Origin of the sequence: Gordonibacter sp. RACS_AR49 (assembly GCF_030418435.1) — a bacterium.
GTDB lineage: Bacteria > Actinomycetota > Coriobacteriia > Coriobacteriales > Eggerthellaceae > Gordonibacter > Gordonibacter urolithinfaciens.
The window spans coordinates 420,061-432,269 of record NZ_JAIUDM010000002.1; the positions used below are offsets into that span (position 1 = coordinate 420,061).

General features: G+C 67.1%; 15 protein-coding genes. 11 read left to right on the forward strand and 4 right to left on the reverse strand.

The window, feature by feature from the left end:
• Positions 1-636, forward strand: a complete 636-nt coding sequence (locus LB310_RS06355; protein ID WP_123674466.1) for a M48 family metallopeptidase — start codon at positions 1-3, stop codon at positions 634-636.
• Here LB310_RS06355 and LB310_RS06360 read toward each other — a convergent pair.
• Positions 633-1,994: a lipase family protein gene (locus tag LB310_RS06360; protein WP_301154749.1), complete on the reverse strand. Its 1,362-nt coding sequence runs from the start codon at positions 1,992-1,994 to the stop codon at positions 633-635. The two genes, LB310_RS06355 and LB310_RS06360, sit on opposite strands and share 4 nt — an antisense overlap.
• A gap of 286 nt (positions 1,995-2,280) precedes the next feature.
• A complete protein-coding gene (locus LB310_RS06365; protein ID WP_123674468.1) occupies positions 2,281-3,168 on the reverse strand; it encodes an alpha/beta hydrolase in 888 nt (295 codons plus the stop codon).
• A gap of 202 nt (positions 3,169-3,370) precedes the next feature.
• Here LB310_RS06365 and LB310_RS06370 point away from each other — a divergent pair, with 202 nt between their 5' ends.
• The 10 genes from LB310_RS06370 (at position 3,371) to LB310_RS06415 (ending at position 10,686) form a co-directional block, all read left to right on the forward strand.
• Entirely contained in the window at positions 3,371-3,685 is a 315-nt protein-coding gene (locus LB310_RS06370) for a DUF6442 family protein (protein WP_123674469.1), read from the forward strand.
• Between the two features lie 12 nt (positions 3,686-3,697).
• Positions 3,698-3,949 carry a helix-turn-helix transcriptional regulator gene (locus LB310_RS06375; RefSeq protein WP_123674470.1) on the forward strand — a complete coding sequence of 84 codons (252 nt, stop codon included), beginning with the start codon at positions 3,698-3,700 and terminating at the stop codon, positions 3,947-3,949.
• A gap of 89 nt (positions 3,950-4,038) precedes the next feature.
• Positions 4,039-4,422, forward strand: a complete 384-nt coding sequence (locus LB310_RS06380) for a toxin (RefSeq protein WP_123674471.1) — start codon at positions 4,039-4,041, stop codon at positions 4,420-4,422.
• A complete protein-coding gene (locus tag LB310_RS06385; protein WP_241557755.1) occupies positions 4,415-5,455 on the forward strand; it encodes a type II TA system antitoxin MqsA family protein in 1,041 nt (346 codons plus the stop codon). Before LB310_RS06380 ends, LB310_RS06385 begins: the two co-directional genes overlap by 8 nt.
• Positions 5,456-5,605: 150 nt before the next feature.
• The gene (gene metG / locus LB310_RS06390; RefSeq protein ID WP_123674473.1) at positions 5,606-7,201 is read left to right on the forward strand and encodes a methionine--tRNA ligase; all 1,596 of its coding nucleotides are present in this window, start codon (positions 5,606-5,608) and stop codon (positions 7,199-7,201) included.
• A 6-nt stretch (positions 7,202-7,207) separates the two neighbouring features.
• Entirely contained in the window at positions 7,208-7,510 is a 303-nt protein-coding gene (locus LB310_RS06395; protein ID WP_087192038.1) for a nitrate ABC transporter substrate-binding protein, read from the forward strand.
• Positions 7,511-7,528: 18 nt separating this feature from the next.
• Positions 7,529-8,245 (forward strand): TatD family hydrolase, encoded by a 717-nt coding sequence (locus LB310_RS06400; protein ID WP_123674474.1) that lies wholly within the window; start codon positions 7,529-7,531, stop codon positions 8,243-8,245.
• 11 nt (positions 8,246-8,256) lie between these two features.
• Entirely contained in the window at positions 8,257-9,195 is a 939-nt protein-coding gene (locus LB310_RS06405) for a flavodoxin family protein (RefSeq protein ID WP_123674475.1), read from the forward strand.
• Entirely contained in the window at positions 9,188-10,114 is a 927-nt protein-coding gene (gene rsmA, locus LB310_RS06410) for a 16S rRNA (adenine(1518)-N(6)/adenine(1519)-N(6))-dimethyltransferase RsmA (protein ID WP_123674476.1), read from the forward strand. Before LB310_RS06405 ends, rsmA begins: the two co-directional genes overlap by 8 nt.
• Positions 10,115-10,344: 230 nt before the next feature.
• Entirely contained in the window at positions 10,345-10,686 is a 342-nt protein-coding gene (locus LB310_RS06415; RefSeq protein ID WP_096227258.1) for a Veg family protein, read from the forward strand.
• A 142-nt stretch (positions 10,687-10,828) separates the two neighbouring features.
• On the opposite strand, the gene LB310_RS06420 is transcribed toward LB310_RS06415, so the two are convergent.
• Both LB310_RS06420 and LB310_RS06425 read right to left on the reverse strand, forming a co-directional pair.
• On the reverse strand, positions 10,829-11,776 hold the full coding sequence (locus tag LB310_RS06420) for an FAD:protein FMN transferase (protein ID WP_301154750.1): 948 nt from the start codon (positions 11,774-11,776) through the stop codon (positions 10,829-10,831).
• A gap of 218 nt (positions 11,777-11,994) precedes the next feature.
• Complete coding sequence (locus LB310_RS06425; protein ID WP_087192044.1) at positions 11,995-12,195, reverse strand: hypothetical protein; 201 nt, start codon at positions 12,193-12,195, stop codon at positions 11,995-11,997.
• Positions 12,196-12,209 lie beyond the last annotated feature (14 nt).

The window sequence follows — 12,209 nt, forward strand, 5'->3', positions numbered from 1 at the left end:
ATGGCAGGGCGCGGTGCGGGCCGCACGGGGGCGCAGGCTCCCGCGCGTTCGGGACGGGCGGCGGCCAAGCGCCGGGGTGCGACCGCGGCGCCGGCGCCGACGGTCCTTGTGGTGGACGGGCTGCCCGTGCGGCTCGCGCGCAAGCGCATCAAGAACGTGAACCTGCGCGTGAAGGCCGACGGCCAGGTGGAGGTATCGGCCCCGCTGCATGCCACCGACGCGTTCGTGGCGTCGTTCGTGCGCGAGAAGCGCCCCTGGATCGAGGCGAAGCGTGCCGAGATGGCCGCCTCGCCGCGGGCGGAGGCCGCGGCGGCATCGCCCGAGGAGGTGGCCGCATGGCGCGCCGTGGTGGAGGCATGCGTGCCGCCGCTCGTGGCCGCTTGGGAGCCCATCATGGGCGTGAGGGCGGGGCGGCTCGCCTACCGCAACATGACCAGCCGCTGGGGCAGCTGCCAGCCGGCTACCGGGCGCATCTGCATCAATGTCCGTCTGGCGCTCTACCCGCCCGAGTGCCTGGAGTACGTGGTGGTTCACGAGCTGTGTCACCTGCGGGAGCGCGGCCACGGCCAGCGTTTCAAGGATCTCATGGACACCTATATGCCCGATTGGCGCGAGCGCCGCGCGAAGCTGCGCTAGGCCCGCTGCGTGAACGAGAGCGCCCGTGCATCGACCGCCTGCATCCAGGCGATGTACGTGTCGGGGCAATGGGACGTGAACGCCAGCCCCAGGTCCACCTCCAGCAGCTCCCGCACGGCCGTGAAAATGCCGAAGGGGTTCAGCAGGCTCTCCAACGTGGGGAGGCTTTGCGAAGCCTGGGCGTCGAACGAGTCGAGCCGTTCCAGCGCGTCGGGGCTGTAGGAGTCCAGCAGTCCCGTGTTCGCCTGGTACGCCTGCTGCATGAGGGCGAGCGACGACGCGAAGCGGGTGCTGGCATAGCCCGGCAGCTCAACGGTGGTGCCGTAGCGCCCGTAGCCCCAGGCGGGGAGCGGCAGTTGCGGCACGAGGTCCGAGGGGTTCACGATGTTGAAGATGCCCGCGTACGCGTCGTCGCCCTGGTTTGCGGACTTCGTGGGGCACGGTGCGGCGAACGTGTAGGCGTAGATGGCGTCGGCCGACGCCAGGGCACCGGGTCCGTCCGCCCGGTCGATGAGGTCGGCAGCCAGCAGGTTGGCGATGGCACCGCCGCGGCTGTGGCCGGTCACGAGGATGCGCGTACGTGCCGGGTCTGCGCCGATTTCATCCAGGTAGCGCTCGAGCGCCTGCGCGACCTCCTGTTCGGCCGTCTTGAAACCGCGATGGTCGGCGTCGGGCGATGCCGCATCCGGCAGGTTGAAGTTGCTGACCCATTCCGCGCCGTAGCTTCCGCGTATGCCCACGAACACGAGGGTTTCAGGCGAGCTGCCCGTCACCGGGCTGCTTGAGGAGGAGCCGCCCGCAGCGGCGTCGCCGTGGCGGGCGGTCTCGATCCTGCGGTTGGCGAACGTGTAGGCGGCCACGTCGTGCGAGCCGTTGACAAGCGCGGCCAACTGGTCGAGCACGGCGCTGCGCAACTCGTAGGAATCGGTGCGCACCTGGGAGAACCCGAGCGCGCTCAGGGCCCGCTCGGCATAGGGGATGCGGTCGCCGCTGCCGGAATAGAAGTGCGATTCGGAGTTGCATACGGCGCTGAGCACCGCGCAGTTCGTGGCAATGCCGTGGTGGTAGCGGCGGGAATCGCCGGCGAACCAGGCGTCGTCCAGCTCGACGCTCGTGGACGTGCGGCCCGACGGGTTGCCCGGATCGTGCGCGGCCACGGCCTCGCTGCAGTAGTCCACCATGATCGGGCCGTCAGGCACGTCCGCCGCCGCGAAGGCCGGCATCTCCGCATGCGCGGCGGGCATCAGGCCCACGGCCCCGCCCACGAAGTAGGCTTGGACGACGAACAGGCCGACCAGCGCCAGCGCGGTGAGCGATGCGTTGATGACGGATGCGATGGGGCGGCGCGGCCTCGCCATGGGATTCCTTCGGACGGTCGGCTCGGGTACGTTCGAATCAGTATAGGAACGGGCACCCGGACGATACCTATTCGTTGACAAAGCGAAACAAAGCTGAAGCTTGCGTGCCGAAGGTGTGGAGGGCGGACAAGTACCGGACGGTGCGTTGCAGACGTCCCTCTGGCGGGAGGAGCATAGGGTGACATCGGACGGCGTCGGGAAGAGCTGGGCGAGCGTCGGGCGGGGACGAAGTCGAATGCGCGACGAAGGAGAAGCAGGGCGCACGCTTGATCGGCAAACCAGGTGCTCAGGCGGCCTCGGGCAGCGCGGCGGTCGCTTGGCGGCGCGCCTTGACGTACGCGTCGATGGCGTCGGCGGTCTGCCCCTGCTGCTCTTCGGCCGAGACCGTGGCCGTGCCGTCGCCTTCCTGGGGGCCGTAGGCGCCGAAGCCCGCGTGGTTGCCGCCGACGATCTCGATCGTCCGCGCGCCCTCTGGCATGAGCGCGGCGCTGTCGGCGAGTTTCCCGCGGTTGAGCACCTGGTCCTCCGAGCCGTACACGACGAGGGCGCCCAGGTCGCTGGCGGAAAGGTCGCTCGCGGTGTACGCGCCCAGCAGCACGAGGCCCGCGAGTGCGCCGTCTTCGGCGTGGTCGGCCGCGTAATGAGCCGCCATGGAGCCGCCGAGCGAATGCCCGCCGACCCACCACTCGCTCACCTGGGGAAAAGCTGCACGCACCTCGTCGGCCGCATCGATGCCGAAGAATGCGAAGTTGAAGGGCATCTCAACGACCACAGCCAGGTAGCCGCGTTCGGCCAAATCGCGCATGAGCGGGGCGTATGCCGTGTACTCCACCTTCGCGCCCGGGTAAAACACCAGCCCCGTCTCGGCCGCAGGGTCGCCGAAGGCCACGTAGTGTGCTCCCTGCTCGACGGGAAGCTGCGCTGTGGACGCAAGGTTCTCGTGCCCGGCGTCTGCGTCGCGGTAGTAGTCGCTCGCATACACGAGGAACGCCGCCACCGCCAGCACCGCCGCTACGACGAGCGCCACGAGCACGATGGCCACCCGCCGCGGCCAACGTCGGCGCGGCGCGGCGGCGCCGGTCGTCGAAGCCGCAGCTGCATTTCCCGCCGCGTCCGAGGCGCTGGATTCGGCGACGGCCTTTCGGCCCTCGAAGTTGTTCTCGTTGCGTTCCATGCCCCTGATGATAGCAGGTTCCCGCCGCGTGCGCCTCTTCGGGTTCGCTTCCATGCCACGCCGTCGACGCCCCGCATTCCTTGCGTTTCTTGAATGTGACAAGTATACTTGGCACAGTGATAATAAAACTTGTCACTAGCACAAACGAATGTTTCAAGTGAAACATTCGGAGGGTCGAACGAGATGGCTCGGGAGGTGCGGCATGGACAAAGAGGAGATCTTGGAGAAGAACCGCGAGGACAACCGTGGGGCTGACGAGCGGTTCCGCATCCTGAACCAGCGTCAAAGCTCGGTCATGGTCGGCGCCATGCTTGCGGTGTGGGCAGCGCTGTTCCTGTGGGATTTCGCTCACGGGCAGGATACGAGCGCGCCTGCCGCCATCATGCTGTCAGGCGTTGCGGCCATGGGCTTCTTCCAGTTCTACCAGATGCGCATGAAACTCAGCCTCGTGTGCGGTTTGCTGGCAGCGTTCGGCGTCGTCTCGTTCGCAGCAAAGCACATCATGCTGACGATGTAGGCGCAGGTTGCTATGATAAAGCTGCCTTCCTTCGGAATAGATAAGGTGCATGACAACGACGGCGAACTGGAGCTGCGCAATCGCCTGAAAGCGGCGCGCGCCGAAGCGGGGCTGTCCCAGACCGACCTCGCACGTCTCGTCGGCGTGTCGCGCCAGACCATCTCTTCCATTGAAACGGGCCTGTTCAACCCTACTGCCAAGCTGGCGCTCGTCCTGTGCATCGCGCTCGACAAGAAGTTCGAGGACCTGTTCTATTTCGAGTAATCACCTCAATTGAGGTGATTTTCCTAGACATCGACCTGTTTATCATATATAGTAGTCACATCAATTGAGGTGAATTCAAGCGAGGGTCGATGCCGGGCAAAGTAGCCGAAAGATGGAAGGTCGAAGCCGTGCTGGCCTTGGTGCGGGCTGTACCTTATGAACGATTCGTCATCGCCGGATTGGGGAACCCGCAAGGAAAAACGAGGCGGTTCATGCAGCTTGTCGGATTCAACGGTCGGCAGGTTCATGAGACCGTTTGCGACTTGCGCGTTTCCAATTATTCTCTTCCCGACGATAAGGGACGTCCTCACGACGTGTGGGTGTTCGGCACCTATGTGCCCGTGTACGAGGTGTACGTTAAGCTGGCTGCTTTCTTCTCGTCGGGATGCGTGCAAGCGGTGTGCGTCTCGTTTCATGAAGCCGAGCACCGATTGTCGTATCCGTACCGAAGGGAGGGTCCCGAACTTGTCTGAAACCGTGAGAACCGTCTGCGATGCCTGCTACAACGAGGTCGATGCCCCGGTGGTTGCGGTTCGCGAGACGGTCGATGTCAGGGGCGTCTCCGTAACCGACGAGTTCTGGTATCCTATTTGTCCCTTGTGCGGCAACCGCATCGGTCATGCGGCAACCATGGATCGCAATTTCGAGAAGATGTATGCGGCCTACCGCGAGGCCCGGGACGTCCCCCGGCCCGACGAGATCGTGGCCTTGCGGCGGCGCTACGGGTTCTCGCAGCGCGTTCTCGCAGCTATCCTCGGCATCGGGGTGGCCAGCGTGCAGCGCTACGAGGGCGGTGCCCTTCCCTCGGAGTCGCATGCCGAGCTGCTCCGCCAGGCGCGCGACCCCCAGATACTGCGCGAGCGCCTGCGCGGCGGCGCCCCGCGCCTCGGCGAGCGGGACCGGGAGCGCGCGCTGCGGGCCGTCGAGCAGCAGGCGGCCAGCAGGATAGACTATGCCGTGGTGCGCCTCGACCTGCTGGATTGCCTGCCGCGCACGGCCACGCCGGAAACGGGCTTGCGTGCCTTCGACGCCGAACGTCTGCGAGAGGCGGTGGTCTACCTCGCGGCGCACGTGGGGAACCTGTTCGTGACGAAGCTCAACAAGGTGTTGTTCTACCTGGACTTCTCGGCCTACCGCGACGAGGGCGCCGGCTTCACGGGGCTGCGCTACGCCCGTGCCGACTATGGCCCGGTCCCCGATCAGTACGACCTCGTCATGGCCGCGCTCGTGGACGGGGCGACGCTTGCGTACCGCGAGCAGGGCGACGGGCGCGTTATCGTCGCGCGCCGAGGCGCCGACCTCTCCGCCTTCTCCCCCCAGGAAGTCGCCCGCCTCGACGCTGTGGCCGCCTTCGCGAACGGCTTCGCCACCACCGCGGAGCTGTCCGCGTACTCGCACGAGGAACGCGCCTGGCTCGAAACTCCCTCGGGGGAGGTGATCGGCTACGACCTCGCCCAATACCTGCGCCTGCCCGAACCGTTGCCCGCCGAAGGCGCCCGCGCATAGGGCGCTTCCGCCTCCTGGATTCGCCCGCAGGCGTTCCCGTTTCGTGTGCACGGGGCGAGATGCGGTTCTTCGCGCGGGGCCCTCGTGCTAGAATAACTGGACGATGCGGCATCATGAGTCGCACGCAGACCGAAGGAAGAGGAAAGCACCATGTCAAAGGGAACCTACTCGTTCACCACCCCCATCTACTACGTCAACGCGGCCCCGCACCTCGGCACGGCGTACACCACCATCGCCGCCGACACCGTGGCGCGCTACCAGCGCATGAACGGCTACGACGTCGCGTTCGTCACGGGCATGGACGAGCACGGCCAGAAGGTGGCCGACACGGCCGCCGCCAAGGGCATGACCCCGCAGGCCTGGTGCGACTCCATGGAGCCTGCGTTCCGCGAGGCGTGGGACCTGCTGGGCATCACCTACACCGACTTCGTGCGCACCACCGAGCCCCGTCACGCGAAGAGCGTGCAGAAGTTCTGGCAGGACCTTTACGACAAGGGCTGGTGCTACAAGGGCAGCTACGAGGGCTGGTACTGCGTGCACGAGGAGACGTACTACGCCGAGAGCGACCTCGAGAAGAACGAGGAGGGGCAGCTCGTGTGCCCCGACTGCAAGCGCCCCGTGCAGAAGGCGGGCGGCGAGGAGAACTGGTTCTTCAAGCTGTCCGAGTTCGGCGACAAGCTGCTCGCGTTCTACGAGGAGAACCCCGACTTCATCCGTCCCGAGACGCGCAAGAACGAGATCGTCTCGTTCGTGAAGAGCGGCCTGAAGGACCTCTCCATCAGCCGCTCCACGTTCGACTGGGGCGTGCCGCTGCCCTTCGACGAGGGGCATGTGGCCTACGTGTGGGCCGATGCGCTCCTGGCCTACCTCACCGGCATCGGCTACGGCGACGAGGGCGAGCGCGCCGGCGAGTTCGACGAGCGCTGGCCCATGCAGTACCACTTCGTGGGCAAGGACATCACGCGCTTCCACTGCGTCATCTGGCCGGCCATGCTCATGGCGGCCGGGATGCCCATCACCCACACGGTGTTCGGCCACGGCTTCTTGCTCACGAAGGGCGAGAAGATGTCCAAGTCGAAGGGCAACGGGCTCATGCCGGCCGACCTGTGCCGCGTGTTCGGCGTGGACGCGTACCGCTACTACTTCATGAGCGACGTGCAGTTCGGCGCCGACGGCTCCATCTCGCTCGAGCGCATGGTGCAGGTGTACAACGCCGATCTGGCGAACACCTGGGGCAACCTCTGCAGCCGCGTGTTCAATATGACGAAGAAGTACTTCGACGGTCAGGTGCCGGAGGTGCCGGCATCCGCCGCGGCGCTCGTGGAGGCCAACCCGCTGCGCGAGATATCGGACGAGCTCTACGCCGAGTACGACCGCGCCCTCGGCGACGTGGACTTCACGGCCGCGGCCGCCGCGGTGCAGAAGCTCGCGGGTCGCGTGAACCTGTACGTGGAGGAGTCCGCCCCGTGGAACCTGGCGAAGAGCGAGGAGACCGCCGACCAGCTGGCGGCCGTCATCTACAACGCGCTGGAGGCCATCCGCATTATCGCGCTGTACCTGGCGCCGTTCATGCCGAACACGTCGGCCGAGGTCTTCCGCCGCCTGAGCCTTGGCGACGTCACCGCCGTGACCGACATCGAGGCGGCGACCGCTTGGGGCCAGCTGCCCGCCGGCAACGCGGTGGAGATCGGCGACCCCCTGTTCCCGCGCCTGGACATGGACGCCGTCGACCTGGACATGGAGTAGCCTTCCGTGGCCGACGAAACGCAAACCGACCCCGTGTTCTTCGATACGCTGTTCCACCGCAAGCGCAAGCACGGCAAGTGGGACACCGTCGACGCGCCCCAGCTGGAGGGCCTTGTGGCCGACACGCATGCGCACCTGCAGCTGTTGGACGACCCGGCGCTTGCCTTGGCGCGCTGTGCCGCGCACGGCGTCGGTTTCCTCTGCACCATAACCGATGTGTACGAGGACGGCCCCGTCACGTACGACCGCCTCGATGCCTGGAGGCACGAGGCGGCGGTCGACGTGGCCAAGCTCGTCCACCGATGTTGAGGCGACCCTTGCCCGCGCGTGCCGCGGGTGCGCATCGCAACCGGCTGCCATCCCCATAACGCGAAGCACTACGACGACGCGCTGGAGGCCGTCCTGCGCGAACGGCTGGCCGACCCGCGCACGGCTGCGGTGGGGGAGATCGGCCTGGACTTCCACTACGATTTCTCGCCGCGCGACGACCAGCGCTCGGCGTTCCGCCGCCAGCTGCGCGTGGCGAAGGAGTGCGGACTGCCCGTCATCCTGCATGTGCGCGAGGCGCACGACGAGGCGCTGGCCATCATGCGCGACGAGGGCTTCCCCGAGGCGGGAACGCTGCTGCACTGCTTCAACTTGGATTGGGACGTGCTCGAGCCATGGGTCGAGGCAGGTTGCTACGTGGCGTTCGGCGGACCGCTCACGTTCAAGAAGAGCGACGACACCCGCGAGGCTGCCACCCGTGTGCCGGCAGACCGCCTGCTCACCGAAACGGACGCGCCCTACATGACGCCCGAGCCCCTGCGCGGAACCGTCTGCGGGCCCGAGCACGTCATCTTCACGGCCGAGCGCCTGGCCGAAGTGCGCGGCTGCGCGCCCGGCGAGGAACGCGCGGCGCTGCTGCGCCGGCTTTTGGAGAACGCCCGCAGCCTGCTCGACCGCGAGCCGACGGTTTGGCAGCAGCAGGCCGCCCGCCAGTTCTACGCCGACGCCTTCGCAACGCTGGGCGGAGCGGCCCCGGCCGCCGCCGACGGACAATGAGGAGCTGCCCTATGAACCGCCTGATCATCGTAGGTTCGCCCCGCATCGACGGCCGTAGCGCGCACCTTGCCGACCTGCTGTTCGAGTCGTGCATCGACGAGTGCTCCGACGACGAGCTGGCGCTCGCACCGGTGTCGACGCTTGCCATCGAGCCCTGTCAGGGGTGCGATGCGTGCAAGGCGCTCGCCGCGCTTGCTGCAGGCGGCGAGGAGGCTGAGGACGGGCAGGCGGACGAGGCGCCCCGCCGCTGCGTCATCGACGACGACATGGCGGAGGTGTACGAGCTGATCGACGCCGCCGACGAGCTGGTCGTGGTGTCGCCCGTGTACTTCGCCGGCGCCCCCGCCCAGCTGAAAGCCCTGCTCGACCGCCTGCAGCCCTACTTCTGGACCGACGAGCGCCATCGGGAGAAGCGTCCGGCCACGCTGCACGTGGTGGGCGAGGGCGGCGACCCGCACGGTTTCGAGCCGCTGGTCGGCGTGGTGCGCTCGTCGCTGTCGTGCGCCGGCTTCGCCCTCGAGCGCGTATTGGACTGGGTGGGCAGGATCGACGAGGAAGGCGAGATCACGGCCGAGGCCGTCGAGCATCCGCTGGCGCCCCTGCCAGGGCGTTCCGCATCCGCCCCCGCAGCGTCCACGCCGCTCGGCGATGCCGAATCGGCGGGGCCGGCCGATGACGGCAAGGGTTACGCTCCCGCCCCCGTGTCCGACGCCCCGTCCCGTCCCGCGCTGCGCCTCTCGCCGGAAGGCGAATCCTCCCCAGCGGCCGGCAACCCGCCTGCGAAGAACGCCTCCCGCGGCAAGCAGCACGCCTCCGGCACCGCCCCGCAGGGCACGAAGCGCCCCAGGCAGGGATCGGGCAAGCAAGGCTCCCGCAAGCCAGCCGCCGGCAAGCAGGGCCCCGGCAAGCAGGCCGGCCGCCCGAAGCAGGGCGGCAAGCGCCGTGGGTAAGCTATCGCCGCTCGCAAGCGCTTCCGCCACGCGCGCCGTGCTGGAGGCCCACGGCCTGACCGCGAAGTACTCGCTCGGGCAGAACTTCCTCGTGAACGACGCCATCCTGCAGAAGATCGTCGCGCTGGCCGAGGTTGCGCCCGTCGACACGGTGCTGGAGGTGGGCCCCGGCATCGGTACGCTCACCATGGCTCTCCTGCAGCATGCGGGCCGCGTGGTGTCCGTGGAGCGCGACCCCGACCTGTCCGCTGTGCTCGCCGAGACGCTCGCGCCCTGGGCCGACCGCTTCGCCCTCGTGCAGAAGGACGCCCTCGACTTGACCGTTGACGACCTGCGCGACGCGCTCGGTCGGCTCGACCCTCCCGAGACCGCCCCCGGCAAGCTCGTGGCGAACCTGCCCTACGCGGTGGCCGCCACCGTCGTGCTCGACTACTTCGAGCGGTTCCCCTCGCTGGGAAGCGCCACCGTCATGGTGCAGAAAGAGGTGGCCGACCGCATGGCCGCGGTTCCCGGCACGAAGAACTACGGCGCCTACACCGTGAAGCTGCGCCTGTACGCCGAGCCGGCCGGACGCTTCGGCGTGGGTCCGGGCAACTTCTTCCCGCCGCCGCGCGTGGAGAGCGCCGTGCTGCGCCTGGATCGCCGTCCGCTGTGCGGCGCTGGCGGGGAACCGCTTGCCGCGTCCACGCTCAAGGCTGCCGCTACTATGGCCGACGCCGCCTTCGCGAACCGCCGCAAGACCCTCTCGAACTCCTGCAAAACCTACTTCGCCTCCCGCGGGGCGCAAGGGGCACGCATCGCCGCCGCCCTCCCGCAGCTCCTCGAGCAAGCTGCCGTCGATCCGAAAATTCGCGGAGAGGCATTGGCTTTGGAGGATTTCATTCGCCTGGGAACGGCGCTGGAGGCATTGGGCGCATAAGGGGCGCGGGAGACGTAGAAAGGCTCCCCGTGTGCCGAAGGCGCCTGAATACCGAATGGAGCCGAAAAGCTCATAGCCGATTCAGCCGAAAATAGTTCCTGAACGGCCGGCCGTCAACTTATGGTTTGCGAAAAGTAACATATCCGTGCAGATTCTGTAGAGTATTGACCAAGGTGGTATAATCTCGCTTTGTGATTTCTGCATAACGGCACACGCGAGAAAGAGTGAGCATGGATTTAGCTAAACAGGCCAAAATCGTCGACTCCATTCATGATACGTTACATGACTTCGTCGGTCAACGCCTGAAAGTGCGCGCCAATATGGGTCGCTCGAAGATCGTCGAGAGCGAAGGCGTGCTCATGCAGGTGCATCCCCAGCTGTTCATCTTGGAGGTCGACCGCAAGCGCGGGCGCACGGCACGGCAGTCCTACCAGTACGTGGACGTCCTCACCGGCATGGTGGAGCTCTCCCAGAACGGCGAGCCGCTGTTCGAGCCCTTCGTCCCGGAGAACCCGCTGGCCGACGCCTCGACGGCAGTCGACGAGCGTGAAGAGGAGACGGTGCTCTCCTAGCGCTCCTCTCACGAAAGACGCCTTTCGGAAGGCGTCGCAAGCTGCTCTCAAGACGGGCGCCGCATTGCGCGGTGCCCGTCTTGCATGCGGTGCCCGCAACTCGCTGACGGGAAGAGGGGGCGAGGCCGGTGGGGGACCTTCCCTACGCTGAATGCACCTTGCCCGCCGCGTCTACGAAGTGCGCCTCCATGATGGCCGGATGCGACTGCGCGAATGCCCGCCCGCGTTCGATGCCCAGCGCCAGCAGCGTGGTGGAGTACCCCTCGGCGTCCAGCGAGCGGCGCGCGATCACGGTGGCTCCCGCGGCATCCGTTTCTACCGGCAAGCCGGTTTCGGGGCAGAGTATATGGTGGTAGAAGGCGCCGTCGCGCTCGAAGCAGCGTTCGTACACCCCGCTCGTGACGGCCGAGGCGTCGCGCACCGCCACGGTGCCCACCACGCCCTCCTTGTCGCGCGGGTCCTGCAGCCCTATGCGCCAGGGCATCCCGCCCGGCTTCTCGCCATGCGCCACCACGTTGCCGCCGAGGTTCACGATGAACGCCTCCAGCCCGTGATCGGCCAGCAGGTCGGCCACGGCGTCGGCGATCCATCCTTTCGCGATGCCTCCCACATCCACCGCAGCCAAAGGGTCTTCCAGCTGCGCGAACGCCTGTCCGCCTGATCCGGTGACTCTATGTGTTTTCCCGCCCTCCGCGGCCGTCGCGGTCGGCTCGTCCCACACCCGCAGCGTGCGCCAGTCGACGTGCGCAAGCGCCTCGTCGATACGCTTGCGTTCGGGAACCGTTCCTTCGTGGAAGTTCCAGAGCCGCACGACGGCACCCATGGTGATGTCGAACCGTCCCTCGCTGTCCGCGCAATAGCCTTGGGCCGCGCGCAGCAGTGCGGCCGTGTCGGTCGCGATGGGCACGGGACGCCCCTTCGCGGCGTTCAGCCGGGCGATATCGGAGTGCGGCAGCGTGCGCGAGAGGCGCCGCTCGAACGAGCGACATGCGGCGCGTGCGGCAGCGTATGCCGTGCGACACTGCTCGGGAGTGCCGAATGCCTGCAGGGTGACGACGGTGTTGAACGCGTAGAACAGCTCCGTTGTCATTCCTCGCTCGTCGGGACCCGTCGTTTGGACGAATTCCTCCAAGGGGATGGGGTCGGATGTTTCCTCGAAGCTCATGCTCCCAGTATAGGCCAAAGGCCCCCTGCTGGAAGGCTGATCCGGATCGGTGTGCAACGCTGCAGCAGGCAAGCACGAAGCCTCGGCTGGAAAAAGGGGAAGGGCCGCTGCCTTAGCGGGCCCTTCCGCATGCGGTGTCGAGCTTAACCTTCGTGCGATGTGCGCTCGGATTCTGCGATGCTCTGGCGGGTGGCAGCGGCGCATTCGGCTATCCGGCGCAGCACCTCGTCGCGCATAGCGGCTACTTCTTCGGGAGTGTCCGCCGTGGAGAACAGCGCTTTTGCGGCTTCGCCGAAGGCGGTCAAGTCGGCGGCGCCGATCTCGGGATTCGTCTGAACGGGCATGATGGTGGCTTCTC

What these genes read in the sequence shown, in the direction of transcription:
- LB310_RS06415 (WP_096227258.1), top strand. Translation starts at nt 10,345, where the DNA reads ATGGATTTAGCTAAACAGGCCAAAATCGTCGACTCCATTCATGATACG.
- metG (WP_123674473.1), top strand. Translation starts at nt 5,606, where the DNA reads ATGTCAAAGGGAACCTACTCGTTCACCACCCCCATCTACTACGTCAAC.
- LB310_RS06425 (WP_087192044.1), bottom strand. Translation starts at nt 12,195, where the DNA reads ATGCCCGTTCAGACGAATCCCGAGATCGGCGCCGCCGACTTGACCGCC.
- LB310_RS06355 (WP_123674466.1), top strand. Translation starts at nt 1, where the DNA reads ATGGCAGGGCGCGGTGCGGGCCGCACGGGGGCGCAGGCTCCCGCGCGT.
- LB310_RS06370 (WP_123674469.1), top strand. Translation starts at nt 3,371, where the DNA reads ATGGACAAAGAGGAGATCTTGGAGAAGAACCGCGAGGACAACCGTGGG.
- LB310_RS06405 (WP_123674475.1), top strand. Translation starts at nt 8,257, where the DNA reads ATGAACCGCCTGATCATCGTAGGTTCGCCCCGCATCGACGGCCGTAGC.
- LB310_RS06380 (WP_123674471.1), top strand. Translation starts at nt 4,039, where the DNA reads ATGCCGGGCAAAGTAGCCGAAAGATGGAAGGTCGAAGCCGTGCTGGCC.
- LB310_RS06420 (WP_301154750.1), bottom strand. Translation starts at nt 11,776, where the DNA reads ATGACAACGGAGCTGTTCTACGCGTTCAACACCGTCGTCACCCTGCAG.
- LB310_RS06360 (WP_301154749.1), bottom strand. Translation starts at nt 1,994, where the DNA reads ATGGCGAGGCCGCGCCGCCCCATCGCATCCGTCATCAACGCATCGCTC.
- LB310_RS06365 (WP_123674468.1), bottom strand. Translation starts at nt 3,168, where the DNA reads ATGGAACGCAACGAGAACAACTTCGAGGGCCGAAAGGCCGTCGCCGAA.
- LB310_RS06375 (WP_123674470.1), top strand. Translation starts at nt 3,698, where the DNA reads ATGATAAAGCTGCCTTCCTTCGGAATAGATAAGGTGCATGACAACGAC.